The organism is Streptomyces venezuelae (assembly GCF_008642375.1).
GTDB classification, from domain to species: Bacteria; Actinomycetota; Actinomycetes; order Streptomycetales; family Streptomycetaceae; genus Streptomyces; species Streptomyces venezuelae_G.
In genome coordinates this window covers 563,955-590,809 of sequence record NZ_CP029194.1, presented here as the reverse complement: position 1 = coordinate 590,809, position 26,855 = coordinate 563,955, and the positions used below count along the sequence as shown (strand labels likewise).

The 26,855-nt window shown below is 72.0% G+C and carries 17 protein-coding genes and 1 pseudogene; 8 read left to right on the top strand and 10 right to left on the bottom strand.

From position 1 onward, the window contains the following. Positions 1-86 precede the first annotated feature (86 nt). Positions 87-692, bottom strand: a complete 606-nt coding sequence (locus tag DEJ46_RS02705) for a TetR/AcrR family transcriptional regulator (RefSeq protein WP_150263979.1) — start codon at positions 690-692, stop codon at positions 87-89. 78 nt (positions 693-770) lie between these two features. Here DEJ46_RS02705 and DEJ46_RS02700 point away from each other — a divergent pair, with 78 nt between their 5' ends. Next, the gene (locus tag DEJ46_RS02700) at positions 771-1,349 is read left to right on the top strand and encodes a TetR/AcrR family transcriptional regulator (RefSeq protein ID WP_150263978.1); all 579 of its coding nucleotides are present in this window, start codon (positions 771-773) and stop codon (positions 1,347-1,349) included. A 245-nt stretch (positions 1,350-1,594) separates the two neighbouring features. Then, the gene (locus tag DEJ46_RS02695; RefSeq protein WP_223834468.1) at positions 1,595-2,398 is read left to right on the top strand and encodes an agmatine/peptidylarginine deiminase; all 804 of its coding nucleotides are present in this window, start codon (positions 1,595-1,597) and stop codon (positions 2,396-2,398) included. A 71-nt stretch (positions 2,399-2,469) separates the two neighbouring features. Here the strand turns inward: DEJ46_RS02695 and DEJ46_RS02690 are convergent, their stop codons facing one another. Continuing rightward, on the bottom strand, positions 2,470-5,832 hold the full coding sequence (locus tag DEJ46_RS02690) for a S8 family peptidase (RefSeq protein WP_411757710.1): 3,363 nt from the start codon (positions 5,830-5,832) through the stop codon (positions 2,470-2,472). Positions 5,833-6,437: 605 nt separating this feature from the next. On the opposite strand from DEJ46_RS02690, the gene DEJ46_RS02685 reads away from it, so the two are divergent. The 3 genes from DEJ46_RS02685 (at position 6,438) to DEJ46_RS02675 (ending at position 12,782) form a co-directional block, all read left to right on the top strand. After that, positions 6,438-10,346, top strand: coding sequence for a Pls/PosA family non-ribosomal peptide synthetase (locus DEJ46_RS02685; protein ID WP_150263977.1), 3,909 nt, complete (start codon positions 6,438-6,440; stop codon positions 10,344-10,346). A gap of 44 nt (positions 10,347-10,390) precedes the next feature. Continuing rightward, a complete protein-coding gene (locus tag DEJ46_RS02680) occupies positions 10,391-11,716 on the top strand; it encodes a M1 family metallopeptidase (protein ID WP_150263976.1) in 1,326 nt (441 codons plus the stop codon). A 64-nt stretch (positions 11,717-11,780) separates the two neighbouring features. Then, the gene (locus DEJ46_RS02675; protein WP_150263975.1) at positions 11,781-12,782 is read left to right on the top strand and encodes an ArsR/SmtB family transcription factor; all 1,002 of its coding nucleotides are present in this window, start codon (positions 11,781-11,783) and stop codon (positions 12,780-12,782) included. A 67-nt stretch (positions 12,783-12,849) separates the two neighbouring features. Here DEJ46_RS02675 and DEJ46_RS02670 read toward each other — a convergent pair whose 3' ends face one another. The 3 genes from DEJ46_RS02670 to DEJ46_RS02660 form a co-directional block, all read right to left on the bottom strand. Further along, positions 12,850-13,827 carry an FG-GAP repeat domain-containing protein gene (locus DEJ46_RS02670; protein ID WP_150263974.1) on the bottom strand — a complete coding sequence of 326 codons (978 nt, stop codon included), beginning with the start codon at positions 13,825-13,827 and terminating at the stop codon, positions 12,850-12,852. A gap of 180 nt (positions 13,828-14,007) precedes the next feature. Then, entirely contained in the window at positions 14,008-17,382 is a 3,375-nt protein-coding gene (locus tag DEJ46_RS02665; RefSeq protein WP_150263973.1) for a pyruvate carboxylase, read from the bottom strand. 152 nt (positions 17,383-17,534) lie between these two features. Further along, positions 17,535-18,338, bottom strand: a complete 804-nt coding sequence (locus DEJ46_RS02660; RefSeq protein ID WP_411757709.1) for a class E sortase — start codon at positions 18,336-18,338, stop codon at positions 17,535-17,537. A gap of 167 nt (positions 18,339-18,505) precedes the next feature. Here DEJ46_RS02660 and DEJ46_RS02655 point away from each other — a divergent pair, with 167 nt between their 5' ends. Then, entirely contained in the window at positions 18,506-19,708 is a 1,203-nt protein-coding gene (locus tag DEJ46_RS02655) for a serine hydrolase domain-containing protein (protein WP_150263972.1), read from the top strand. Positions 19,709-19,753: 45 nt separating this feature from the next. Here the strand turns inward: DEJ46_RS02655 and DEJ46_RS02650 are convergent, their stop codons facing one another. Then, entirely contained in the window at positions 19,754-20,338 is a 585-nt protein-coding gene (locus DEJ46_RS02650; protein WP_150274025.1) for a TetR/AcrR family transcriptional regulator, read from the bottom strand. Positions 20,339-20,435: 97 nt separating this feature from the next. Between DEJ46_RS02650 and DEJ46_RS02645 the strand changes: the two genes are divergently transcribed. Beyond that, complete coding sequence (locus tag DEJ46_RS02645; protein ID WP_150263971.1) at positions 20,436-20,894, top strand: VOC family protein; 459 nt, start codon at positions 20,436-20,438, stop codon at positions 20,892-20,894. A gap of 248 nt (positions 20,895-21,142) precedes the next feature. On the opposite strand, the gene DEJ46_RS02640 is transcribed toward DEJ46_RS02645, so the two are convergent. The 4 genes and pseudogenes from DEJ46_RS02640 to DEJ46_RS02625 all read right to left on the bottom strand — a co-directional run bounded on the left by DEJ46_RS02640 (position 21,143) and on the right by DEJ46_RS02625 (position 25,072). Next, positions 21,143-22,621, bottom strand: a complete 1,479-nt coding sequence (locus DEJ46_RS02640; protein ID WP_150263970.1) for a calcium-binding protein — start codon at positions 22,619-22,621, stop codon at positions 21,143-21,145. 162 nt (positions 22,622-22,783) lie between these two features. Next, positions 22,784-23,643: pseudogene (locus DEJ46_RS02635) on the bottom strand (IS5 family transposase). A gap of 7 nt (positions 23,644-23,650) precedes the next feature. After that, positions 23,651-24,064 (bottom strand): hypothetical protein, encoded by a 414-nt coding sequence (locus DEJ46_RS02630; RefSeq protein WP_150263969.1) that lies wholly within the window; start codon positions 24,062-24,064, stop codon positions 23,651-23,653. A 3-nt stretch (positions 24,065-24,067) separates the two neighbouring features. Continuing rightward, positions 24,068-25,072, bottom strand: a complete 1,005-nt coding sequence (locus tag DEJ46_RS02625) for a DUF6192 family protein (RefSeq protein ID WP_150274024.1) — start codon at positions 25,070-25,072, stop codon at positions 24,068-24,070. A gap of 610 nt (positions 25,073-25,682) precedes the next feature. On the opposite strand from DEJ46_RS02625, the gene DEJ46_RS02620 reads away from it, so the two are divergent. Next, positions 25,683-26,852 carry an AAA family ATPase gene (locus DEJ46_RS02620; RefSeq protein WP_223834467.1) on the top strand — a complete coding sequence of 390 codons (1,170 nt, stop codon included), beginning with the start codon at positions 25,683-25,685 and terminating at the stop codon, positions 26,850-26,852. The last annotated feature ends 3 nt before the right edge of the window (positions 26,853-26,855 follow it).

Sequence of the window (26,855 nt, the reverse complement as noted above, 5' to 3'; positions counted from 1 at the left end):
GTCACGCGCTGCCCTGAGAACAGGGTGCACGCCTCTTGAGGGGAGCGCCTGCTGTCGGCGACTCGGCGGTTCGGCGGCGGGGCTGCTCAGTGGTGCAGCGGCTCGGCGGCGGGGCTGCTCAGGCGCTCGACCTCGATGGAGACGGCCTCCCTCACCAGCTCGCGGGCGTGCGGCAAGGGCAGGGCGCCGCTGAGCCAGCGCGTACTGAGCCCTTCCAGGAGGCCCGTGAGCCGCTCCGCGGATGCCGTGAGGGCGGGCGCGGGGACCGTCGGCCGGATGCAGCCCAGGAGGTCCGCGACATCAGGGATCCAGGCCAGCGTGGCTCTGGCCAGGTCTCCGCGCAGCTCGGGCTCGAAGACCGCGCTGGCGCGCAGCTCCCCCCATACGGTGCTGTTCTCGCGGACCTCGGGAACGTCCTGGAACTCCAGGAGCAGGGACTGCTCCAGCTCCTGCCGGGCGTCGTAAGGCCCCTCGCCGCCGTCCCTTTCGGACGTGTACCGGTCGGCCCTGTCGCTGATGAACTCCAGGGTGTGCCGCAGAGTGCCGGCGCGGTCCTTGAAGTGGTACTGGATCAGGGCGGTGGACACCCCGGCCTCGGTCGCCAGCTCCTCCATGCGCAGCCCGCGGACTCCGTGCCGGGCTATGACCCGCGCGGCGGCTTCCAGGATGGCCCTTCTGCGGTGACCGTCCATGGTCCTCGTCGTCGTCGCCCTGTGCCGCCGAAGGCGCCGACGGGGAGCGTGAGGGGGGGGACCGATAAAGTTCCGGCCATGGCGTCTCGCAGCACTCAGATCCTCGAAGCCGCCGCCCGGGTCATCGCCCGGCGCGGCGTCCGTGGCCTGCGCGTGGAGGAGCTGGCCGCCGAGGCGGGCGTCTCCACCGCGCTGATCTACTACCACTTCAAGGACCGCACCGGGATCCTGCTCAAGACGCTGGAGTTCATCAGCGACCGCGCCGGGCACTACACGACGTACCGCACGCCGGACGCCGAACCGCTCGGGCCGCGCGAGGAGCTGGACCGGACGCTGCTCCTGGAACTCCAGGACACGACCGAGGTCCGCGAGAACAGCAGCGCGTGGGGTGAGCTGCGGGCCAGCGCCGTCTTCGACGAAGCCCTGCGGGAAGACCTGGCGAGATCCACCGCCGTCTGGGTCCAGGAGGTGGTGGAGCTGCTCGGCCACGTACGGCCGACGGCATCGGCGGCGGCCCTCTCGGCCTCCGCCGAGCGGCTCACCGCCCTCCTGGAGGGCCTGGGCATGCGCTGGCTCAGCGGCACGCTCCTGATCTCCCACGCCCGGACGCTGATGGCCGAGGCCATCGAGGCCGAGGTCGAACTGCTGGGCCGCTAGGGGGCGTCCGGCGAATCAGGCCTCAGCGGGCGTCCCGTCGTCGGAACGGAAGTTCGACCCGTACCGTCAGCCCGCCTTCGGGGCGGGGCGTCGCGGTGAGTTCGCCGTGGAGGCCGGTGGCCATCGTCGCCGTACCGCCCGGGTGGCTGTGACGTACCGCGGCCGGACAAGGCTGCCGAGAACCTGCCCGCGACCGTGCTCGGCGACCAGGCCGGGCAGCGCCGCGGCGTGACCGCGCCCGGCGAGTGGGTCTGGCTCGGGGGACAGCCGTACGCCGTCCGGGGATCCTGGCGCCGAACGACCTGGCTCCCGCACTCGGCACGGCGGCCCTGGTCGGCCGGCGGAGCGCCGCCAAGGCCCGCTCGATGTGCGGACCCACGGTCACCGTGATCGGCTCCATCCCGGTCTCGGACTGCTGGATGCGGGACACCGGCCCGCTGTTCCGCGTCGGCGAGGGCGGCGGCATCGAGTACGACGGCGACGGCACGCTCATGGCGACCGAGAGCTGCTGGCTCAACAGCAACCGCAACCCCGGCAAGTCGCGCAGCCAGGTCGAGGCGGAGCTGCTCGCCCGCTTCGGCGCGACCAAGATGATCTGGCTGCCCGGGGTCACCGGCTGGGACGTCACCGACGGCCACATCGACGGCACCGCCCGGTACATCAAGCCCGGTGTGGTGATGGTGCAGCTCGCCGGCGACGTACGGCCGGACGTCTGGACCCCCAACGCCCAGGCCGTGTACAACGTCCTGCCCAACGCGACCGACGCCAGGGGCCGCAGGCTCCAGGTCCTCACCATCGAGGGGCCCGACACCCTGCCCCGTGTCCCGTCGGGCAAGCGCGCGGACTTCCTCAGCTCCTACATGAACTGGACGGTGACCAACTCGGCCGTCATCATCACCCAGTTCGGCGACACCGCCAAGGACGCGGCGGCCAAGGCGGCGATCTCCGCCGCCTACGGCAGGCCCGTCGTCCAGCTCAACCTCGACAACCTCTACGGCAACGGCGGCGGTGGCGCGCACTGCGTCACCATGCAGGAACCCACCCGCTGAACCACCGGGGAGAACCGGACCGGGCCTCGTCCGACGAGGCCCGGTCCGGCCGTTGCTCACCGAACCACGCGCTACTTACCGAGCCACGCGTCGTGGATCGTCAGCGTGGACGCGTTGCCCTGCTTGTCCGTGACCTCGGCGTGGAGCGACACGCCCTTGTCCTTCGCCGGGTTCGTCACGGAGATCCTGCCGTTCGCCACCTTCACCGGCTGCCAGGTCCTCCCGTCGTCGTAGCTCACGGACACGGCGAGCGACCCGAGGTTCTTCCCGGCCGCCGCGCCCTGCACGGTCACCGGGACGGAGACCGTCGCGCCGGCCGGAGCGCGCGAGGTGATGTCGACGGGGGCCGCGAAGCGGACCGTCGACACCGGAAGCGCGGTGGTGGCGGCGACCTGCTTCGAGCGGAACGTGAAGCCGGTGTCGACACGGGTGGAGGCCGCGGCGACCGTCGCCGAGCGCTCCACGGAGGCCGTCAGCCGGTACTCGGCATCGGAGGCGTCGACCGTGAAGGGCATCTCGCCGGTCAGCGGATCGTCGTTCTCGGCGACCTTGACGCCGTCGCGGTACAGCGACGTCGTGGCCGAGGTGTGCCTCGTGAGACCCGTGTGGCCCCCGCCGTCGGCGAACAGCGACAGGGCGCCGATGATCTGCTGCTCACCGGTGTCCGGGTCTGGCGCGGTGCGGAAGACGCCCGACTTCTCGCCCAGAAGCGGGCCGAAGACACCCGTGTTGAACGTCTCCCGGTACGTCTTGCCGGTCACGTAGGTCTTCGGCCGGACCATCTCGTACGAGCCCTCGTAGGGCCGCCGGCCTTGCTCGTCGGGCTCGCCGAACTGGTGGAACCTGGTCAGCCAGGAGACCCCGTCGGCGGTGGAGACGAGGAGGGTGCGGATCCCGGGCGCCGCCTGGTACGGGGAGAACGCGTTGCCCTCCGGAGCACCCGGCAGCCGGGGGTGGGGGAAGACGAGCGTGCTCTTCCCGGGTGCGGAGGCGCCGAGACCGACCTTGACCGTGGCCAGCTCGTTCGCCTTCACGTGCCGGGTGTAGCCGGTCGCGACCTTGCTCGCCTTGCCGCCGAAGGCCACCGCGTACTGGGTGGTGGCGTCCTTGACGAAGTGCGCGTCCCAGGTCTGCAGGAGCGAGCCGTCGGTGACGGCCGGGCCCAGGTGGGCCGTGCGGAAGCCGGCGAAGCTGTCGAGGACCCAGCCGTTGCCGTAGCGAGCGCCCTCACTGGCGACCTCGTAGTACGTGCCCGCGGAGTTCGCGGTGTCGAGGCCGGGCACGGTCAGGGCCACCGGCCTGGTGGTGCGCGCGTCGGCGGTGAGCGCGACGGGGCCGGAGATCTCCAGCTTCGGCTGGGCGATCCAGTCGGTGCCCTTGGTGTAGTCCGACGGGTCCTGGTAGACGGCCGTGCTGAAGGTGTACGAACCCTTGGGCACGCGGATCGTCCGGACGCCCGGCTCGTTGTCGATACGGGCGTTGAACCCCTTGGCGCCGCCGCCGACCCCGGTCAGGGTGTTGGAGAAGTTCGCGGCGTCCGTGCCGTCGCGGCCGATGGTCCTGACCGTGATGTCGTAGGACTCCGCCTCGCGGACGGCGACCGCGGCCGTGCGGACGGACTGGCCCGCGCCGGTGGCGGTGACGTGACCCGAGTAGGTGCCGTCGGCGTCGCCGATCCTGGTGTCGGCGATCAGGTCGACCTCGGCCCGGCCACCGGCGGGCACGGTCACCTTGCCGGCGCCGAGCGAGAAGAACCCGGCCGGGGCCGGCTTGCCCGTCGGGTCCAGCGTGGCCACCGACAGGTCGAGGGTGACGTCGCTGGTCCCGAGGTTGCGGTAACCGAGCTTCTTGGTGACGAGAGGGTCGTCGGCGTGGGGCCACTGGGCCTCGCCGAAGGTCAGCGAGACCGGATCGGCGATCACGCTCTGGGCCAGCGCCCTGTCGGCCTGGACACGGCCCGAGCCCTGCTGGAAGGCGGTGTAGTCGCCGCCCTTGGTGGACGCGATCAGCGCGCCCTTGAGCTCGGTCGACGTCCAGCCCGGATTCCGCTGCTTCAGGATCGCCGCCGCGCCGGCCACGTGCGGGGTGGCCATCGAGGTGCCGTCGATCTGCAGGTAGCCCGGGGCCGGGTGCGGTGTGCCGGGGCGCGTGTCGATCGCGCTGCCGGGGGCGGCGGCCGCGGTGATGGCCACGCCGGGCGCGGTGACGTCCGGCTTGACGGCGCCGTCGCCGGCGCGCGGGCCGATGCTGGAGAAGGGCGCCAGCTTGTCGTCCTTGTCGACCGCGCCGACGGTCAGCGCGGCGTCCGCACTGCCCGGCGAGCCCACGGTCTCATCGCCGTACTTGCCGTCGTTGCCCGCCGCGACGGCGAACAGGATCCCCTTCTCGGCGGTCAGCCGGTTCACCGCCGCTTCCACCGGGTCGACGCCGGGGGTGTCACCGCTGCCGAGGCTGAGGTTGACCACGTCCGCGCCTTCGGCGGCGGCCCACTCCATGCCCGCGATGACGGCGGAGTCGTCCCCGTAGCCTTCGTCGTCGAGGACCTTCCCGCTGATCACCTTGGCGCCGGGGGCGACGCCCTTGTACGCACCGCCGGACCTGGCACCCGTACCCGCGGCGATCGACGCGACGTGCGTGCCGTGTCCGACGCGGTCCACGGCGTCGGCGGAGGCGGAGAAGTTCTTCTCGCCGACGACCTGGGTCCGCAGGTCCTCGTGGGTCCTGTCGACACCGGTGTCGAGGACGGCGATCTTGACGCCCGTGCCGTCGTAACCGGACTCCCACGCCTTGTCGGCGCCTATCTGCCGGACGCTGCGGTCCAGGCTCGCCTTGCGGACCCCGTCCAGCCACACCCTGCCGATGCCGGAGGCAGTGGCGCGCAGGCCGTTCGGCCGCGGGTTCGTCAGCGCCTCCCACACCCTGGCCACGTCGTCCTCCGACGCACGGAGGGCGTCGGCGTTGATGGTGGGGAACGTGCGCCGCAGCTGGGTGTCCCCGGCCGAACGCACCTCGGCCCGCGCGGAATCGGCGCCGCCGCCGTCGTACTGCACGATCAGCTTGAGCCCGTCGCGGTGGCTCCTGCGCAGCAGCGGGTCGGCGAGCTCCTCGACGTCGAAGAGCCGCTGGTCCAGCTTGCCCGCGGAGATCAGGCGCTGCGCGTCGCCGGGCACCACCAGCGTCCGGTCCTTGGTGCGTTGTACCTGTACGGGTATGTGTTCACGGCCCTCGGCGGGCTCGAAGCCCACCATCCGGCCCTCGGCACTGACCACCAGCCGGTCGCCGGTGATCATCGGGATCCGCTGGTCGCCGTCGGGACGTGGGGTGTCCGGCGTGGCCGTCGTGTGTCCGGCGACAGCCGTGACGGGGCCGGTCATGCCTGCCACGAGGGCCACCGATGTGGCCGCCGCGATGGTGAAGGCGCGTGCTCTGTGCACGTGTGCGCGCAAGTCTCCCCCAGGAGATAGGGATGAAGTGGAGTGGTCGTCTCCAGCCGGGCGTACTCCGCCCGCCGCTGGTCAGCGCAGTATGTGAAGCGAGCGGGAAGTGATCAACGGCAGTCCGCGGGACGGGGGTTGATCCGCGTGTGTTCAGGCCATCCTGAGGTCGCCCAGTTCGATGGGGCGACGATGACCGTGTGACGGCTGTGTGACACCCGCGCGATGCTTCCGCGACAGCGCCGCACGACGGCCCGCAGGATCGGGCTCCGGGCCAGGCCCCACACGCCTTCCGAGGCCGGTACCAGGCCGGACGGACCGCGTCCCTCCGAATGGCCCGATTCCGCGCCCCGACGGAACGGTCCTCCATCCGGCCCAAGGGACCGCCCCCGACGGGCCCGGGGCCTGTCGCCGGCGCCGGACGCGGAGCCGGGAATTCACGCCGCAATACCGCTCTGCCTCAGCAGCGCGCAAGCGGTTCGACCGAGAAAATCCGTTTCGGCGCACTAGACTGACGGGCTGTTTGGCGCTGGATCGGAACAACCCGGGCAGACCCGGGCTCCACCGGCGGCCCGGACCGTTCCGGGAGCGACACGCGAGGGCCGATGTCAGCCACACCCGAGCTCGGCGAACTCACCCAGCCCGACGACGGAGAGGCGTACGAGGACTCCGGCAAAGCAGCCCGGTTCTCCGCCGGACCCGCCGCCCCGCCCCGTACGCTCGTCGACATCCTCGACGCGACCGTCCGGGCACACCCCGACGAACCCGCCCTCGACGACGGCACCACCCAGCTCACCTACCGCGCTCTGGCCGCCGAGGTCGAGCGCCGGCGCCGCGCCCTCGCCGAAGCCGGCGTCGGACTCGGCGACCGGGTCGGCGTCCGCGTGCCCTCCGGGACCAACGAGCTGTACGTGGCCGTCCTCGCCGTCCTCGCCGCCGGGGCCGCCTACGTCCCGGTCGACGCCGAGGACCCGGACGAGCGGGCCGAACTCGTCTTCGGCGAGGCCGGCGTGCGCGCGGTGCTCGGCGCCGGACAGACCGTCGACATCATCCGGCGACCGGAGCCCGGCCACGTCCCCGCCGCCCGCCCCGGGCCCGAGCACGACGCGTGGATCATCTTCACCTCAGGCTCCACCGGCCTGCCCAAGGGCGTCGCCGTCGCCCACCGCAGCGCCGCCGCCTTCGTCGACGCCGAGGCCGCGCTCTTCCTCACGGAGGAACCCCTCGGACCCGGCGACCGCGTCATGGCCGGACTCTCGGTCGCCTTCGACGCCTCCTGCGAGGAGATGTGGCTGGCCTGGCGCCACGGCGCCTGCCTCGTGCCCGTCCCGCGCTCCCAGGTGCGCAGCGGCGCCGACCTCGGCCCCTGGCTGGTGGAGCAGGAGATCACCGTCGTCTCCACCGTGCCGACCCTGGCCGCCCTCTGGGACCCCGAGGACCTCGGCGAGGTCCGGCTGCTGATCTTCGGCGGCGAGGCCTGCCCGCCCGAACTGACCCAGCGTCTGGTCACCGAGGGCCGCGAGGTCTGGAACACCTACGGCCCCACCGAGGCCACCGTCGTCGCCTGCGCCTCGCTCCTGACCGGCGCGGAACCGATCCGCATCGGCCTCCCGCTCGACGGGTGGGAACTGGCCGTGGTCGACGAGTCCGGCGAGCCGGTGCCCATGGGCGGCAGCGGCCAGCTCGTCATCGGCGGCGTCGGCCTCGCCCGCTACCTCGACCCCGGGAAGGACGCCGAGAAGTACGCCCCGCTCGACTCCCTCGGCTGGCAGCGCGCCTACCGCAGCGGCGACCTCGTCCGCGCGGAACCGGAAGGGCTCGTCTTCCTCGGCCGCGGCGACGAGCAGATCAAGCTCGGCGGCCGGCGCATCGAACTGGGCGAGGTCGACGCCGCGCTCCAGGCCCTGCCCGGCGTCGCCGGCGCGGCCGCCGCCGTCCGCACCGCCCGCGGCGGCAACCAGCTCCTCGTCGGCTACCTCGTCACCCAGGACGGCTGGGACCACACGGCGGCGGTCGAACGGCTGCGCGCCGAACTGCCCGCCGCCCTCGTGCCGCTCCTCGCGCCGGTCGACGACCTGCCGACCCGCACCTCCGGCAAGGTGGACCGGGACGCACTGCCCTGGCCCCTGCCCGACCTGGAGACCACCGGCTCCGTCGAGCAGCTCTACGGCACCGAGGCCTGGCTCGCCGAGCAGTGGAGCGAGACCCTCGGCGTGACCGTCACCGGCGCCGCCGACGACTTCTTCGCCATCGGCGGCAACAGCCTCGCCGCCGCCCGGCTCACCACCCGGCTGCGCACCCGCTACCCCGCCGCGGCCGTGGTCGACATCTACCAGCAGCCCACCCTCCGCAAGCTCGCCCGGCGCCTGGAGAAGTCCGCACAGGACGACACCGCGACCAGGACCGTCGCCCCCGTCCCGCTCCGCACCCAGATCGCGCAGGCGCTGCTGCTGCTCCCGCTCTTCACCCTCGTCGGCCTGCGCTGGACGGTGGCCCTCCTGGCCCTGGGCAACGTCCTCCACCGGTTCGGCCCCTACCCGTGGGCGCCCACCGCCTCGTGGTGGATCGTCGCCGCCGGCGCGGCCCTCCTCTACAGCCCCCCGGGCCGACTGGCCCTCGCGGCCGGCGGCGCACGCCTCCTGCTGCGCGGGGTCCGGCCGGGCCGCTACCCCCGCGGCGGAAGCGTCCACCTGCGGCTGTGGACGGCCGAACGCCTCGCCGACCACGTCGGCGCGACCTCCCTCACCGGCTCCTGGCTGGAGCGCTACGCCCGCGCCCTCGGCGCCAAGGTCGGCCCCGACGTCGACCTGCACTCCCTGCCTCCGGTGACCGGGATGCTCAAGCTCGGCCGCGGCTGCGCCGTCGAGTCCGAGGTGGACCTCTCCGGGCACTGGCTGGACGGCGACCGGCTCGAGATCGGCCCGGTCAAGGTCGGCGCGGGCGCGGTCGTCGGCACCCGCAGCATCCTCTTCCCCGGCGCGCGGGTCGGCAAGCGGGCCCAGGTGGCCCCCGGATCCGCCGTGACCGGACAGGTCCCGACCGGCCAGCGCTGGGCCGGGGCACCCGCCGTCAAGCTCGGCAAGGCCAAACGCAACTGGCCCGAGGAGCGCCCGCCGCGCGCCGCCCGCTGGCGCGCCATGTACGGAGCGACCGGCCTCTGCCTCACGGCCCTTCCCGTGCTCGCCGCCCTCCCGGCGCTGCTCGTCGTCGGCCTGTTCGTCCCCGCCGACGCCGGGCTCGCCGGGGCCCTGCGCGGAGCGCTGAGCGCCGTCGTGCCCGGAGCGCTTGCCTTCGGCCTCGCGTACGCGCTGCTCCTGCTCGTCTCCGTACGCCTGCTCAGCCTCGGGCTGCGGACCGGGACGCACCCCACGCACAGCAGGGTCGGCTGGCAGGTATGGACCGTCACCCAGCTGATGGACCGCTCCCGGGAGACCCTCTTCCCGCTGTACGCCGGACTGATCACCCCCGTATGGCTGCGGCTGCTCGGCATGCGGATCGGCCGGGGCGCCGAGGTGTCCACGGTGCTCGCGCTCCCGAGCCTGACGACCGTCGGCGAAGGCGCGTTCCTCGCCGACGACACCCTGACCGCCCCCTACGAACTGGGCGGCGGATGGGTCCGTATCGGCCACTCCGAGATCGGCCGCCGGGCGTTCCTCGGCAACTCGGGCATGACCGCGCCGGGCCGCAGCGTGCCCGACGACGGGCTGGTCGGCGTGCTGTCCGCCACGCCGAAGAAGGCCAAGAAGGGCAGCTCCTATCTGGGCCTGCCGCCGGTCAGGCTGCCGCGGTCCGCCGCCGACGCGGACCAGAGCCGTACGTACGACCCGCCCGCGCGCCTGCTCTGTGCCAGGGCCCTGGTCGAGCTGTGCCGGCTCGTCCCGGTGTTCTGCTCGGCGGCGCTCGCCGTCCTGACGGTGGCCGCGCTGTGCGCCCTGACCGCGACGAGCGGGGTCGGGGCCGCGGGGGCCGCGCTGCTGTCCGGCGCGGTCCTGCTCGCCGCCGGGGCGACCGCCGTCGTGGTCTCCGTGGCCGCGAAGTGGCTCCTCGTGGGCCGGCACCGGACGGGGGAGCACCCGCTGTGGAGCGGCTTCGTCTGGCGCAACGAGCTGGCCGACACGTTCGTCGAGGTCCTGGCCGTGCCCTGGCTGGCCGGATCGGTTCCCGGGACCCCGCTCCTCACCCTGTGGCTGCGCGGCCTCGGTGCCCGGATCGGCCGGGGCGTGTGGTGCGAGAGCTACTGGCTGCCCGAGACGGACCTGGTCACCCTGGGCGACGCCGTCACCGTGAACCGCGGCTGTGTGTTGCAGACGCACCTCTTCCACGACCGGATCTTGAGGACGGATACTGTGGTCCTCCGCGAGGGCGCCACCCTGGGCCCGAACGGAATCGTCCTGCCCGGAAGCACGGTCGGGGCCCGCAGCACACTGGGACCCGCCTCTCTCGTGATGGCCGGGGAATCCGTCCCCGCCGACACCCGCTGGCTGGGCAATCCGATCGAGGCGTGGCGGTCCTGAAAGGGCCACGGCGTACGAGCACAGGGCAGGGAGCGGAAGCGGCAGTGAGCGGCCAGAGGACAACGGCGTCGGACCCGTACTTTCCGGCCAACGGCGATCCCCGTTACCGCGTCCACCGGTACGAGATCGCCCTGGACTACCGCCCCGGCCCCAACCGGCTCTCCGGCACTGCCCGGCTCAGCGCGATCGTCGGCCGGGCGCCGCTCACCGAGTTCGCCCTCAACCTCGCCGAGTTCAAGGTCGGCCGGATCCAGGTGAACGGCCGGGCGCCCCACTACAGCCACCGGGGCGGCAAGCTGCGCGTCCGGCCGGCCAAGCCCCTCCCGGCCGGCGCCGCCTTCACCGTCGAGGTGCACTGGTCGGGCAACCCCAAGCCGGTCCGCAGCCCCTGGGGCGGCCTCGGCTGGGAGGAGCTCACCGACGGCGCCCTCGTCGCGAGCCAGCCGGTCGGCGCGCCCTCCTGGTACCCGTGCAACGACCGGCCCGCCGACAAGGCCTCGTACCAGATCTCGGTCAACACCCCGTCCGCCTACACGGTGGTCGCCGGCGGCCGGCTGCTGACCCGGACGACGAAGGCCTCCACGACCACCTGGGTGTACGAGCAGACCGCGCCGACCTCCAGCTACCTGGTCGGCCTCTCCATCGGCATGTACCAGACCGTCCTGCTCGGCGAGCCCGGACTCGACGGCGTCCCGCAGACCGCCCACGTACCGGCGCACCTCCTGCCGCGGTTCTCCCGGGACTTCGCCCGGCAGCCCGCCATGATGCGGATCTTCGAGGAGCTCTTCGGCCCCTACCCCCTCGGCGAGTACGCGGTCGTCGTCGCCGACGAGGAGCTGGACGTGCCGGTGGAGGCCCAGGGTCTCTCCCTCTTCGGCATCAACCACGTGGACGGCGTGCGGGGTTCGGAACGGCTCATCGCGCACGAGCTCGCGCACCAGTGGTTCGGCAACAGCGTCACCATCGCCGACTGGCGGCACATCTGGCTGAACGAGGGCTTCGCGAAGTACGCCGAATGGCTCTGGTCGGAGCGCTCCGGAGGCCGCACCGCGCAGGAACTGGCGACCGCCGCACACCGGCTGCTCGCCATGCAGCCGCAGGACCTGGTCCTCGCCGACCCCGGCCGCAAGCTCATGTTCGACGACCGCCTGTACCAGCGCGGAGGCCTCGCCGTGCACGCGATCCGCTGCGCGCTGGGCGACGGGGCGTTCTTCCGGATGCTGCGCGACTGGGCCACGGCCCACCGTCACGGCGTGGTGACCACGGAGGCCTTCACCGCCCATGTGGCACGACACGCCACCGAGCCGGTGGACGGCCTGCTGTCGTCCTGGCTCCACGAGGGCGCCCTGCCTCCGCTGCCCTCCCCGTAGGGCGGATCCGCGACGGTCGGGGCGGCTCCGTTCGCATCGACGGCCCGGGGGTACGCTCCCTGGCGTGATCGAGATCATCTTCGGGCCCGACGATCTGACGCGCATACGCTTCGCACGCTCCCCCCTCGAGGAACTCGTGCACAGCGTCCCCGTGCTCGCCGGCACCCACCGCGCCGTGGTGCACCGGCCCTGGCTGGAGTTCGCGGCGGGCCGGGTGCGCGGCCTCGACCTGCGGATACTGCTCGCGCTCGCCCAAGGCCCGCGCGTCGTACCGGACTTCCTCGCGCCGCCGCCGGAGGCGCTCACCGGCGAGTTCCGGGACGAACTGGACGCGATCGCCGCGACGCCCGCCGCCACGGTCCGCGGCGCGCTCGACGAACTGGGCACCGGGGACGCTCTCCCCGCCCTCCTGCGCCCGCTGTACGACGATCCGGAGCGGGAACTGCCGGGTCTCGTGGACACGATGGCCGCGTACTGGCGGGCCGCCGTCGAGCCGGTGTGGCCGCGGCTGCGGGCCCTCAACGACGCCGACATCGCGCACCGGGCGGGGCAGCTCACCACGGGCGGCCTCGCCAAGGTCTTCGACGACCTCCACCCCGAGGCGCGCTACGAGGTCGACCGGCTCCTCATCGACAAACCCCTCCACTTCGCCCGCCGTTCGCCGGACGGCACGGGTCTGCTGCTCGTCCCCTGCGTCTTCGCCTGGCCCCGGCTGCTGGTCCTGCACAACGAGCCGTACCAGCCGACGCTCACGTACTCGCCGCGCGGGATCGGCCGGCTGTGGACGGACGAGGCGGCCGGCGGGACGGAGCAGCCGCTCGCCGAGCTCATCGGGCGCAGCCGGGCCGCGCTCCTCGCCCACCTCGATCTGCCCCTGTCGACGAGCCAGCTCGCGGCCTATCTGGACCTCACCTCGGCGGCGGTCTCCCAGCACCTGTCGGTCCTGCGGCGGAACAGCCTCGTCACCTCGCGCCGCTCGGGGCGCTGGATGCTCCACCAACGAACCCAGCTGGCAGGCGAGTTGCTGGGAGCTCCGGCACGGCACGCGGCGGCCCCGAAGCCTTAGCCGTAGCCAGGCCTCGGGGCCGCCCCCGGGTTTCGCCGTATCCCTGTGGACCCCCGTCCCTCAGGGATCAGGCGAAGTAGATGCCCTTGGGGTCGACGGCGGACCAGCCGGTGCCGGCGCCGACACCCGCGGCCCAGTTCGTGTAGCCGCTGCCGGAGCCGTTGTTGGGGTAGTACCTCAGTGCGTCACCCGACTTCTGGACGAGGTCGGCCCGGTTGTCGCCGGTGATGTCGGCGAACCAGATGGCGGCCGGGTCCTGCCCGGACCAGCCGGAACCGGTGAAGTACACCGTGCCGTAGGGCCAACCGCCCCCGCCGCCCGTCGTGTTGGGTGCGACCATGAACTGGTCGCCGAACCGCTCGATGCGCTCGGCGCGCTGGTCGCCGTTGAGGTCGGCGAACCAGATAGCCCGGGGGTTGTGGCCGCTGTAGCCGTACCCGATGGTCACCGGAGCGGCCCAGCTCTTGCCCTCGCCGAGGTTGCGGAAGTACTGGAGCACGTCACCGCTCCGCTGGATGAGGTCGTCCTGCCCGTTGCCGTCGATGTCCGCGAACCAGATGGCCGACGGGTCGTGGCCGGACCAGCCGCCGCCGGTGCGGAACGGAGGGACGGTCCACGGGTTGGCGCCGAACGTCGCCGTCCCGTTGTGGGTCCAGACGCGGAAGCTGTCACCGTCCAGCAGGACGAGGTCCTTGTACCGGTCGTTGGTGAGCTTGGCGAAGTACACCTTGCTCGCGTCGACACCGCTCCAGCCGCTGCCGTGCACCTTGCCGGTGCTGCCCCACGGCCAGACCCGGTCGTCGCCGTCGGTGTTCTGCCAGATACGGAAGGAGTCGCCCTCCTTCTTCACCAGGTCGGCGAGCGAGTCGCCGGTGAAGGAGCCGCCGGTGAGAATCAGCGGCGCGGCGGTGGCCGGCGCCGTGGTCCCGGCGATCCCGAGCGCGAGCGCGGTCAGGCCGAGGGCGAGGGCCTTCAGGCCCCGGAACGCCCTGGTGGGGCGGGCGGCCGTCGAGTTCGTCCCGGCGGCGGTGGTCATGTCGGTCATGGCCGTCCTCACGGTGGAAGGTGGTGTGGTCTCGGCACCCGTCGCCGGGTGCCGAGATGAACCTTCCGCCGCGCGCGCCCGCCCCGGCCACGATTTCGTCACCGCTTAAACGGAGCCGGGGCGAAGGCGCGGAACCCCGAGGGGGTGTCCTGCCGATCAGGCAGGACACCCCCTACCGCGTCACGCGATCTCGACGAGGAGGTCGCCGCCTTCCACCTGCTGGATCCTGGTGATGGCCAGGCGCGAGACCCGTCCGCTCCGCGTGGCGGTGATCGAGGCCTCCATCTTCATCGCCTCGATCGTGGCGACCGTCGCACCGGCCTCGACCTCGTCGCCCTCGGCGACGGCCAGCGTCACCACACCGGCGAACGGCGCGGCGACGTGTCCGGGGTCGGACCTGTCGGCCTTCTCCGTCACCGGGAGGTCGGCCGCCGCCGCGTTGTCGCGCACCTGGATCGGCCGCAGCTGGCCGTTCAGGGTGGACAGGACGGTGCGCATGCCGCGCTCGTCGGCCTCGCCGATGGCCTCCAGCTCGATGAGCAGCCGCACGCCGGGACCGAAGTCGACGGCGTACTCCTTCCCGGGGCGCAGCCCGTAGAAGAAGTCCTTGCTGTCGAGCACGCTGGTGTCGCCGTACGCCTGGCGGTGCGTCTCGTAGGCCTTCGTGGGGCCGGGGAAGAGCAGGCGGTTCAGCGTCGCGCGCCGGTCCTTGGCCAGTCCGGTGCGGTCCTCCGCGGTCAGGTCCCGCATCGGCTTGGGGGCGGGCCGGCCCTCAAGCGCCTTGGTACGGAAGGGCTCCGGCCAGCCGCCGGGCGGCGTGCCCAGCTCGCCGTGGAGGAAGCCGACGACCGAGTCGGGGATGTCGAAGCGGTTCGGCGCCGCCTCGAAGGCCTCGGGGGCCACCCCCGCGCCCACCAGGTGAAGCGCGAGGTCACCCACCACCTTCGACGAGGGCGTGACCTTCACCAGCCGGCCCAGCATCCGGTCCGCGGCGGCGTACGTCGACTCGACGTCCTCGAAACGGTCACCGAGGCCGAGCGCCACGGCCTGCGTGCGCAGGTTGGAGAGTTGCCCGCCGGGGATCTCGTGGTGGTACACGCGCCCGGTCGGCGAGTCCAGACCCGCCTCGAAGGGGGCGTAGATCTTGCGGACGCTCTCCCAGTACGGCTCCAGGTCGCCGACCGCCTGCAGGTCGAGCCCCGTGGGCCGCTCGGAGTGGTCGGTCGCGGCGACGATCGCCGACAGCGACGGCTGCGAGGTGGTGCCCGCCATGGAGGCCACCGCGCCGTCCACCGCGTCCGCCCCCGCCTGGATCGCCGCGAGGTAGGTGGCGAGCTGGCCGCCCGCGGTGTCGTGGGTGTGGAGGTGCACCGGCAGGTCGAACTCGCTGCGCAGCGCGGAGACCAGCTTGGCGGCGGCGGGGGCGCGCAGCAGACCGGCCATGTCCTTGACCGCCAGCACGTGTGCCCCGGCTGCGACGATCTTCTCGGCGAGCCGCAGGTAGTAGTCGAGGGTGTACAGCTTCTCCGCCGGGTCGGAGAGGTCGGAGGTGTAGCAGAGCGCGACCTCGGCCACCGCCGTCCCGGTCGCCCGTACGGCGTCGATGGCGGGCCGCATCTGGTCGACGTCGTTGAGCGCGTCGAAGATCCGGAAGATGTCGATGCCGGTGGCCGCGGCCTCCTGGACGAAGGCGTCGGTCACCTCGGTCGGGTACGGGGTGTAGCCGACGGTGTTGCGGCCCCGCAGCAGCATCTGCAGGCAGATGTTCGGCACGGCCTCGCGCAGCGCGGCCAGCCGCTCCCAGGGGTCCTCGGCGAGGAAGCGCAGCGCGACGTCGTAGGTGGCGCCGCCCCAGCACTCCAGGGACAGCAGCTCCGGCAGCGAGTGCGCCACCGTCGGGGCGACGGCGAGCAGGTCCTTCGTCCGGACCCGGGTCGCGAGGAGCGACTGGTGGGCGTCGCGGAAGGTGGTGTCGGTGACGCCCAGGGTCGGCGACTCGCGCAGGCTCCGCGCGAAGCCCTCGGGACCGAGCGCGGCCAGCCGCTGCCGGGAGCCGGCCCGCGGCTCCCCGGCGGGCAGCGGGAGCAGCTTCGTGGTCGGGGCGATCAGGTCGGGCCGGGGGCCGTGCGGCTTGTTGACCGTGACGTCGGCGAGGTAGGTGAGCAGCTTCGTGCCGCGGTCGGCCGAGTGGCGCGCGGTGAGCAGGTGCGGCCGCTGCTCGATGAACGCGGTCGTGACGCGGCCGGCCTGGAAGTCCGGATCGTCGAGCACGGCCTGGAGGAACGGGATGTTCGTGGACACGCCCCGGATGCGGAACTCGGCCACCGCGCGCCGCGCCCGGTCGACGGCGGTCCCGAAGTCCCGCCCGCGGCAGGTCAGCTTGACCAGCATCGAGTCGAAGTGGGCGCTGACCTCCGTACCGGCGTGGGTGGTTCCGCCGTCGAGCCGGATGCCCGAGCCGCCCGGAGAGCGGTACGCGCTGATCATGCCGGTGTCCGGGCGGAAGCCGTTGGCCGGGTCCTCGGTCGTGATCCGGCACTGCAGGGCGGCGCCGTGCAGGACGACGGACTCCTGCGACAGACCGAGGTCCGCGAGGGTCTCCCCGGCGGCGATGCGCAGCTGCGACTGCACCAGGTCGATGTCGGTGACCTCCTCGGTCACCGTGTGCTCGACCTGGATGCGCGGGTTCATCTCGATGAAGACGTGCTTGCCGTCGGGGTCGAGGAGGAACTCCACGGTGCCGGCGTTGCGGTAGCCGATCCGGCGGGCGAACTTCACGGCGTCGTCGCAGATGCGCTGACGTACCGCCGGGTCGAGGTTCGGGGCGGGCGCGAGCTCGATCACCTTCTGGTGGCGGCGCTGCAGCGAGCAGTCCCGCTCGTACAGGTGGATGACGTTCCCCTCGCCGTCCGCGAGGATCTGCACCTCGATGTGACGCGGGTCGACGACGGCCTTCTCCAGGAAGACGGTCGCGTCGCCGAAGGCGGACTCGGCCTCGCGGGCCGCCGCCTCGATGGACTCCCGCAGGCTCGCCGGGTCCTCGACCCGCCGCATGCCCCGGCCGCCGCCGCCGGCGACGGCCTTGACGAACACCGGGAAGCCGATGCCCTCGGCGGCCGCCACGAGCTCGTCCACGTCGGTGGAGGGTTCCGAGGAACCGAGCACCGGCACGCCCGCCTCGCGGGCGGCGGCCACGGCACGCGCCTTGTTCCCGGTCAGCTCCAGGGTCTGCGCGGACGGGCCCACGAAGGTGATGCCCGCCTCCTCGCAGGCACGCGCCAGCTCCGGATTCTCGGACAGGAATCCGTAACCCGGGTAGACGGCGTCGGCACCGGCCAGGCGCGCAGCCCGGATGACCTCCTCCACGGAGAGGTAGGCCCGCACCGGATGCCCGGGCTCACCGATCTCGTACGCCTCGTCGGCCTTCAGGCGATGCAGTGAGTTGCGGTCCTCGTGAGGGAAGACGGCAACCGTGCGCGCACCCAGTTCGTAGCCAGCGCGGAACGCGCGAATCGCGATCTCCCCGCGGTTCGCTACCAGCACCTTGCGGAACATCCTGATCCCTTCACCCTGCCGGTGATGAGCCCTGAGAGCGGCAGTCGCCCGCGTCGCGCCCGGCTCGTTTCGGCAACGCTAAGGGCTCCGCCGTGGCCTTCTGAAGGTCCCACGACAGTGACATGGATCATCGCCGGGCGGGGGCTTACGGGTCAGGCCGCGCGTGTCGAGGTCAGGACGCCGATCTTGTCGATGCGGTGCTCGGGGTTGTGCAGGGCGTCCCGCCAGAAGTTGCCCGCGGCGTTGTCCTCCGGCGTCGCGCAGGTGGAGAGCGTGATCATGGCCCGGGTGGGCTTCTCGCCCGGCTCGCCCGGCACCGCGGCCCGCTGCTCGGCGAGCGAGCGGGTCGAGCGGAAGGACGTGCTCCGCGTCTCGGTGATCTCGTAGGTGTAGACGGTGCCTTCAGCGGTGACGTGCACCTGGTCCCCGACCTCGACCGAGGGCAGCTCACGCAGGGGCCCGCCGGCCGAGAGCCGGTGGGCGGTCACCAGGTAGTTGCCAATGTCGCCGGGCCCCACGCCACCGCGCTCGCCGTAGGGGCTCGCCGCCACGCCGCGGTCCTGTATGCGGGTGCCCGGCCGGTCGTCGGTGGTGCCCTCGTACGGGACGACGTCGAGGTCCTCGACGCCGATCGACGGTATGGACAGCTCGGCGGCGACGGGCCCGCGGGGCGAGGGGGCCGAGGACGCGGCCGGGGGAGCCGAGGGCGGCGGGGCCGGGGGAGTCGGCGAGGGGGCCGAGGGGGCCACCGATGTGGTCGCGGGGATCACCGACGTCGGACCCTGCGCTCCCGTGGGCGCACCGGCACCGCCACCGGTATCGTCACCGCTCGCGCAGCCGCCCGCCGTGGCGGCGCCCGCGACGAGTGCGGCGGCGACGACGGCGACCCGAGCCCGGCGGGAGCCCTGTCCACCGGGCAGCCGCTTCCGGAAGAACCCACCACGCTCGGCACCCATACCCCCAGGATGGCCCACCGCCCACGCCACGGCACCCACGGGGGCCCCGCCACGGGTCTGGGCCGGATGGAGCACCGGGCAGGCAGGTCCTGTCGGCGCGTCCGATGCTGAGGCGGACCCTCTGAACCGGGTGTCCGTCCACCCGGCGTCACCATGAAGGAGTTCCCGTGTCGGCATGCTCTGAAGTCCGGTCCCGCTCGCGCGCATTCCTGAGGCTGTCCGTCACGGGCCTGGCCGCGTCCGCGGCGCTCGCCGCCCTGGTCCAGCCCGTCCAGGCCACGGGCACGCCGAAGCCCCCGCCGTCGCCCGCGCACAAGGACCTGCGCAAGCAGCTGAACGATCTCGTCCGTACCGCCGGGGGGCCGCCCGGCGTGATCGTGACGATGCGGCAGGGCGACCGGACGAAGGTCTACCGGGCCGGGGTCGCCGACACGAGGACCGGCCGCCCGCCCCAGGCGACCGACCACATGCGGATCGCGAGCGTCGCCAAGGCCTACAGCGGCGCGGTCGCCCTGCGCCTGGTGGACCGGAGGAAGCTGGACCTCGACGACACGATCGGCGGGCGTCTGCCGGCGCTGCCGGCCGCCTGGCATCAGGTGACGCTCCGCCAACTGCTGAACCACACCAGCGGGTTGCCCGACTTCTCGAGGGCGCCGGCGTTCGTCGAGATCCTGCAGGCGGACCCCAGGCATCACTTCGACTCCCGCCGGCTGCTCGACTTCGTCGCCGACAAGGACCTGCTGTTCCCGCCGGGATCGAGGTACGAGTACTCGAACTCCGACAACATCGCCGTCGCGCTGATGGCGGAGGCGGCCACGGGTCGGCCGTACGAGCGCCTCCTCGACCGGCTCCTCTACCAGCCGCTCGACCTGCGGCAGACCAGCCTGCCCCAGGGATTCCGGCTGCCGGAGCCGTACCTGCACGGCTACGACGTGACTCCGCCCGCCCCGCCGGAGGACATCAGCGAGCTCATCGGCGCGTCGGGCGTCTGGGCCTCCGGCGGCATCGTCTCGACACCGAAGGACCTCAACACCTTCATCCGTGCCTGGGCCGGGGGCCGGGACTTCCTGTCGAAGCAGACCCGCCACCAGCAGCGGACCTTCATCCCCGGCGCCGCCTCGGAGCCCGCGGGCCCCGGAGTCAACGCGGGCGGACTGGCGATCTTCCGCTACGCGACGCGGTGCGGCACGGTCTACGGCCACACCGGCAACTTCCCTGGCTACACCCAGTTCGCGGCCGGCACGGCCGACGGCAAGAGGTCCCTCACCTTCTCGATCACCACCCAGACCAGCAAGACCGTCAAGCCGGAGCTGCTGGCCAAGGTCCGCGTCGTCCAGGAGGACTTCGTCTGCGCCCTGCTGCGCGACTGACCTCCTCCGTGATGATCGGGGGCCCATTCGGCCCGGGCCCGCCTTTCAGGGCGTCCCGGTGCGCAGCCCCGTGAGCAGGCGGTCGAGCGCCTGCTCCGCGGCCTGCGGGTCGCCGCCCCGGGCGATCCAGAGCGCTGCCTCGTTCATCGCGCCCGAGAGCAGCCGGGCCAGGGGCTCCACCGGCTGCTCGGCGATGATCCCGGCCGCGGTGAGCGAGGCCAGGGCCTCGGCGAGGTGCCGGGCGGAGGACTCCTCGTCCAGCGCCCTCCACTCGTCCCAGCCCAGCACGGTCGGCGCGTCGACCAGCAGGATCCGCCGCACCGCCGGGTCGGTCCCCGCGGCGAGGAACGCCCGGCAGCCGGCCCGGAGCTGCTCCCAGAGGTCCTCGTACCGCTCCGCCTCGGTCGCGACCCGCTCGCCCAGTTCCCGCTGGACGTCGGCGACGACGGCCCGGAAGAGCCCCGCCTTGCTGTCGAAGTGGTGGTAGGCGGCCCCCTTGGTGACCCCGACGGCCCGCGCCACCTCGGCCAGCACCACCTGGTGGTAGCCGTCGGCGGCGAACCGCTGCCGCCCCTCGGCCAGCAGCGCCTGCCGTGTGGCCGCTCGCTGTTCCGCCCGGCTGACCGCCATCGTGCCCACCGCCCTTTCCATTTCGCGTACCCGGGGTATGCTAACCCCAGGATTCGCATACCCCGGGTATGTGAAATGGATGTGAAGGGCCACTGCCATGACGAACGAACGGAACGCCGTCACCACCGCGCCCACGGCGAGGCTCGGCGGTTTCTATCCGGTGCTCGCCACCCGGGACGTGGCCGCCTCCCGCGACTTCTACACCCGCCACCTCGGGTTCGACGTGACCTTCGAGGCGGACTGGTACGTGAGTCTGCGCCGCCCCGACGCCCCGCACTACGAACTGGCCCTCCTCGACCACGCCCACCCGACCGTCCCCGAGGGCCACCGGGCCGCCATCGAGGGCGGCCTGCTGCTGAACTTCGAGGTGGACGACGTGGACGCCGAGCACCGGCGGCTCGTGACGGAGGCCGGTCTGCGCGAGGTCCTGCCGCTGCGCACGGAGGACTTCGGCCAGCGCCACTTCATCGTCGCCGCACCCGACGGCGTACTGATCGACGTCATCACCGTCGTCCCGCCCACCGAGGAGTACGCCTCCCAGTACACCGCTGTGTGACCCCGCCCGACCGCACGCCCGTGCGGTCGTCGCTGGTGGCGGCCACGCTTAGTAGGTGTTTTCAACGTCGGCCGTGAGTCAGTTCAGGTGGGTCGATGATTCCGGCAGATCCGCCGGAAGCTGCAAAGCCGGAGTGTCGGAATGTGTCGGCTCGCGTCGGGCGATAGACGGGTGGTGTGACGGACCGCGATCTTGTCGGTGTGCCAGGAGTTCCTCCCCGGCTGGAGCACAAAGGACCGCGCCGGTGTCTACGGGATGTTCGCGGTGGACTCGCAGCGGATAGCGGTGTCGGTTCCTGCCTCGCCGTCACACTCGTCCGGCGAGTCGGCGCCGCCGTCGAGCAAGTCGTTGCGTGGACCTGCCGTGAGCGTGTCAGCGCCGTCGCTGCCCCGGAGGGTGTCACTACCACCCGCGGTGCCATAGGTTCGGGTGGAGAAGAAGTCAGTGTTGTCGCCGAACATCTGGTCGTTGCCTCCGCGACCGTCCAGCACGTCATTCCCTGCCGTCGGGGGAGTCTCGGCGTCAACACCGACCGAGCTGTCACCGATGAGGACCTCGTTCCGGCTGCCCCCGATGATCCGGTCGTTACCTGAACCGAACGCTGTCCCACCATTGGTGAAACGCGTGTTGTGATCCCCGATCGCAGCCTCTCCTCCGTCGTCGCCCAGGTCTAGGAGATCGTTGCCGCCGACCCCATAGGCGTTCCCGATGTATTCACTGTCCCCGGTGAGGAAGTCCGCGGTTCCCGGGCCTCCGAGCAGTACGTCGTTCCCGGCTTCTTTGGTGTCACCGCCCAGACTCTGCGACCTGGAGTCCCCGACCAGTTGGTCATTTCCTTCGCCGCCGACGAGCTGGTCGTTGCCGCCACCGGACGCGGTCCCGGTCCCCGTGCTCGAATCACCGACCAGGACGTCGTTGCCCACAGCACCGTCGAGGTAGTCGGAACCCCCGCCAGTGGCCGTCCCGACGGCGCCGCTGCTGCTGTCGCCGATCAGCTGGTCTCTCCCCTCTCCCCCATAGAGCCGGTCATTACCGCCCCCGGAGGAGCTGCCGGAGAAGCTGCCGCGGCTGTCGCCGACCAAGAAGTCGATCTCCGCACCTCCGTCGAGATGGTCGGCGCCCCCGCCGCTGGCCGCGCCACCGAAACCGGTCTCGCTGTCCCCGATGAGCTGGTCCCTTCCCTCTTCACCGTAGATCCGGTCGTTGCCGCCTCCAGAGGCAGTTTCAGAGGCGTCCAGGGAAGCTGCACGGCTGTCGCCGACGAGCACATCGTTCCCCTCACCACCGCGCAGCGTGTCGTTCCCGCCACCGGCGACGCTCTGGTCGACGCTTGACGCATCGCCAACCAGAATGTCGTTGCCAGGGCCGCCCAGCAGCGTGTCGTTCCCGCTGCCGGTGACGCTCTGGTCGATGCTCGGCCCATCCCCGACCAGAATGTCGCTACCGGGCCCGCCATCGATGGTGTCGTTGCCACCCAGTCCGCAGATCAGGTCATCGCCGTCCAGGCCATGGATGACGTCACGACCAGAGGTACCCACGATGACGTCCCGCTCGGGGGTGCCGTAGGTCGGCGTTCCGGGCGTGGCAACGATCTCTGCGGCAAAGCCCTGGCACTCTGGCACCTGGGCGCGGGCCTCGGCAACGCCGAGGCCGATCGTGATCCACGCCATCAGAACGGCGGAGGACGCTCCGGCAACTGCCCGCCGCTTGAACCGCCGCTTCACCATTGCCAGAACTCCTCGTTTGCGATCAGTGATGCCATATCTGTCCAAATCGCAGGCCGAGGCTCACAACACCACGTCATATTCACCCAGAGTGACCTCGCCTGGCCCTGTGGGTGGGATCGGCGGTTCGGCGGGGAGGGACCGCCGGAGTCGACCGAGGAGTAGTCAGCCGGCGGGCCGGTTCTTCTTCGTCCAGCTGTCGGTGCGGGGGCCTTTCCGGGCCAGGCGCCGGGTCATGAGGGTGATGAAGGCCCAGTTCAGGTGGGCTTCGGCGTGCTGGGGCAGACGCTCGTGGTCCCGGCAGTTGCGGCGGGCGTTCATGATCCAGCCGATTGACCGTTCAACCTTCCAGCGCCGGGGCAGCACGACGAACCCCTTGGTGCCCTTGGGCCGAAGCACGGGCCGCAGGGTCAACCACAGATGGTCCGCGGTCCAGGCGGGCAGCAGGTCGCGGGAGTAGGCGGAGTCCGCCCAGACTTGGGCGATCTGCGGGTGCGTGAGCCTGAGGCGCCAGAGCAGGTCCCTGGCCATGATCTCATCGCGGGCCGGGCATCACCGGGCGTCACTGTGATCATCACGGGCAGGCCGAGGGTGTCGACCACGATGTGTCTCTTGCGGCCGTTGATCTTCTTGCCCGCGTCGTAGCCGCGGCTGTCCTCGCCGACGGTGGAGGCCGCATTCACAGACTGCGAGTCCACGATCAGCGTCACCGGGAACGGACACCGGCCCTTGTCGGTACGGATCTGCCGGCGGAGCTGGTCGCGGATGCAGGTGACCACCCCGGCCCGGTTCCAGCGCCAGAAGAACCCGTAAACGGTCTGCCAGGGAGGGAAACCCGCGGGTAAGGCCCTCCATTTGGCGCCGTTGTCGACGATGAAGCGGATCGCGTCGACGATGTCCCGCCGCGGCCACTTCTCCGGATGCCCGCCGGTCTTGGTCCGGCAGGCCGGGACCGGCAGCAGCGGCTCGATCAGGGCCCACTCGGCGACCGAGGTGTCGGAGGGGTAGCGGGATGAGTGACGCATCGAGGACCTACTTGGTGAGCTGGGCCAGGGTCGCGCGGACACCGGTGAGCTGGGCGGATGCCAGCTGGGCCCATTCGTCATCCGGGTAGCGGGCCAGGTGCGGGTCCAGCGTGCCGGTGATCATCCGGGTGAGCCGGCCGAGGATGAGGCGGAACTGCTTCTTCTCGTACTCGATCCAGTCCGCCGGGTCGTCGGAGAACATGTATCCGTCCCGCCGCCGCCAGATGATCGGGGTGAGGTGTTCGGCCGCCCCGACGTCCCGAAGGTGCCGGATCCCTCGTTCGACCTGGGATTTCGTCAGTCGGGTGGCGGTGATGAGCTGTCTGGTCTGGAGGCCGGAGGGGCGGGCTTCCATCAGGGCGACGCGGACCAGGTCGCCGTGGTGCTCCTCAAGAGGCCGGGCCTCCCGGCGCCGTGTCATGGCCTACTCGTCCTTGAGGAGTTTGGCCAGCTGCTCATCCAGGGTGAACTCGCCGTTGTCGATCGCCGCTTCGAGCCAGTCGGCCGCGGCCCGGACCTTGGAGATGCCTCGGCGGACGATCTCGCGCTCGTCGTCGCTGAACTCCTGGCCCCGCATCCTGGGGACGAGCCGGCCCAGGGTGGCCACGAACTGGTGGCAGGAGCCGACCAGGTCGAGGTATTCGATGGTGTGCTCGATCTTGCGGACGGCGGCCGGGGTGCGTTCGCGGATCGTCTCGCGGGTCTGGGCGGAGTTGTCGAACTGGGCCCGGTTGACCAGGAAACGGGCGGTGTCGTCCCGCATCGTCTCCCTCGCGACGTCAGGGCGTTTGAGCAGGTCGGTGGTCACCTGCTTGGCGACCTCGTCGTCCCGGGTGAGCTCGCGGACGACCCGGACACGGTCGGCGGGAGTGATCTGGGCGGCGGCGGCCGGCCTCGCCAGCAGGTCGACCGTCACCCGGGAGGCGACCTCCTCATCGCGGGTCAGGTCGGTGACTGCCTGGATCTTCTCCTCGACGGTCACCGGTCGGTCGACCCGCTGCCCGACCAGGCGTTTCGCCGCGTCCGGCGTCCACTGCCGCTTGCCTGAGCGCGAGTTGAAAGGGGCGTCCTCGATCGCCGCCCACCGCTCGTCCTCGTCCTGGATCGAGGCCAGGACCTTGTGGACGGTGAACGACACGCCGTCCTTGCGCTTGGCCGCCGGCCAGCGCGAGGAGGTCCACCGCCAGTCCTCGACCGTCGAGCGGGCCACCCCGATGTCGTCGGCGAACATCGTGAGCGACTCCTCGACGGTGAACAGGTCGTCGGTGCCGTTGGGCATCGACCCGCCGACCGGCCGCATCGGCTCGATCTCCAGGGCCTTGTCACCCAGCGCGAACTGGGCCTTCGACATCTGGTTGATCAGGTCGCGGGCCTCGGCGACGAGCTGTTCGTAACGAGTTCGAGTGACGTTGCCGATCCGGTCTGACACGATGATCACCGCCCTCACCGGGGCCGGATCGACCACCCCGTGGCGGCTGAATGAGGGGTTCCGGCCCAGGTCGGCTTCCACCGTGACGCGGACCCGACATGACGGGGCAGAGCGTGAACCGGGGGCACTCGAAGCACCGGTCGCCCGGCCCCGAAGACCGTGCAAGACGGCTGTGACCTGTGATAACGCCGTGCCGTTCACCTACGGCGTTTCCGTAACACCGTTCCGCGACACCGCTCGTTCACGGCAGGCTCGCACGCGGCACCGCGACGAACAGTAGACCGCCGACCGCGCCCGCTCGACCCCCACCGTCCACGACCGGCCGCAAACCGGGCACTCAACCTGATTGCCACGCTGCATCAACACCACCCGCTGCCGGGTCCGCTGAAGCCTCCGCCACCGCCTCGACCTGCACCGACCCGAACAAAACACCGCCTCCGCCGCCATCGACGACACAAGCGGATCACCACACTCCCGGCAGTACCGCCGACCCACCACGCCAGACGCCACAACCCAGATCATCCAGCCGTACACACCTCACGGCCAGCGTTCAAAAACACCTACTTAGGCTGGAAGGGCCGGGGGCGTCCGGGGCGAGGTGGGTGAGCGCGTGGCGGGGTCACTCGGCCCGGAAGCGGCCGTGACGGTCGGCACTTTCCGTTACGTGGGACGCCGGCGCGAGCTGGACCTGCTCATGGCCGCCGTGCGGCACCCGCTCGCGGTGGTCCTGATCGAGGGCGAAGCCGGGATCGGGAAGTCGCGGCTCGTCGGCGAGGCCGCCGCGGCCCTGCGAGCGGAGGGCGGCCGTCCCGTACTCATCGGCTTCTGCCAGCCGCTGCGTGAGCCCTTCCCCTACGGACCCGTGTCCGACGCGCTGACCAAGGCCGGTCCATGGCTGCCGGAGAACGGGCTGCCCGACGCCGTCGGCGCGCTCGCCCGGCTCCTGCCGGGCCTCGCGGACCGGCTCCCTTCGGCGCCCGCGGCGCAGGGAGGGGAGCAGGCCGAGCGCCTCCGGCTGGTCCACGGCGTACGCGCACTCCTCACCGTCCTCGGGCCGGCCACGCTGATCATCGAGGACATGCACTGGGTGGACGAGGCCACCAGGGACCTGCTCCTGCTGCTCGCCCGCGACCCGCCGGACGAGCTCAGCCTCGTACTCACCTATCGTGCCGAGGACCTGCCCCCGGACACATCGGTGCTCGGCGCCGCCTACCGCCACCCGTCGGGCGCGGGCGGCGCGGTGATCAGGCTCCGCCCGCTCACGCCGGAGGACGTCCGGGAGCTGGCCTCCGCCGCGCTGGGCCCGGTCGCCACGCCCGCACTGGCCTCCGCGCTGTACGAACGGAGCGAGGGCCTGCCGCTGGTCGCCGAGGAGGACCTGCTCACGCTCGCCGAGCAAGGAGGCACGACCGACCAGCGGGAGGTGGTCCGCCGCCTCCACGGCACCGACGTGCCGAAGGGCCTGCGCGAGGCGGTCACCGAGCGGCTCGCCGGTCTGTGGCGGACGCGGCCTGGACATCGTCGAGGCGTACGCACTGCGCTGCTCCGTCCACACGAGGACCGGCGGCACCCATGTGATCGCCGAGCTGTCGCTACGGGACTGAAGGCGTCTCCGCGTCGCCGGAGGTCGCCGAGGGCGGGTAGCGCGGTGCACGCCAGGCGTCGAGCCCCGCTCGTCAACTATGCTTCGATGCGGCCCGCGGGGCGGTGGCCCGTCGCCGTGTGCGGCAACCGATCACCACGACCCCTGGGAACGAGCGAAGACTCCCAGGAGAAGTGAGGT

Bases quoted from the DNA above. Each gene is read 5' to 3' on its own strand.
- DEJ46_RS02705 (WP_150263979.1), bottom strand. From the start codon at position 692: ATGGACGGTCACCGCAGAAGGGCCATCCTGGAAGCCGCCGCGCGGGTC.
- DEJ46_RS02700 (WP_150263978.1), top strand. From the start codon at position 771: ATGGCGTCTCGCAGCACTCAGATCCTCGAAGCCGCCGCCCGGGTCATC.
- DEJ46_RS02685 (WP_150263977.1), top strand. From the start codon at position 6,438: ATGTCAGCCACACCCGAGCTCGGCGAACTCACCCAGCCCGACGACGGA.
- DEJ46_RS02670 (WP_150263974.1), bottom strand. From the start codon at position 13,827: ATGACCGACATGACCACCGCCGCCGGGACGAACTCGACGGCCGCCCGC.
- DEJ46_RS02665 (WP_150263973.1), bottom strand. From the start codon at position 17,382: ATGTTCCGCAAGGTGCTGGTAGCGAACCGCGGGGAGATCGCGATTCGC.
- DEJ46_RS02660 (WP_411757709.1), bottom strand. From the start codon at position 18,338: ATGGGTGCCGAGCGTGGTGGGTTCTTCCGGAAGCGGCTGCCCGGTGGA.
- DEJ46_RS02650 (WP_150274025.1), bottom strand. From the start codon at position 20,338: ATGGCGGTCAGCCGGGCGGAACAGCGAGCGGCCACACGGCAGGCGCTG.
- DEJ46_RS02645 (WP_150263971.1), top strand. From the start codon at position 20,436: ATGACGAACGAACGGAACGCCGTCACCACCGCGCCCACGGCGAGGCTC.
- DEJ46_RS02640 (WP_150263970.1), bottom strand. From the start codon at position 22,621: ATGGTGAAGCGGCGGTTCAAGCGGCGGGCAGTTGCCGGAGCGTCCTCC.
- DEJ46_RS02630 (WP_150263969.1), bottom strand. From the start codon at position 24,064: ATGACACGGCGCCGGGAGGCCCGGCCTCTTGAGGAGCACCACGGCGAC.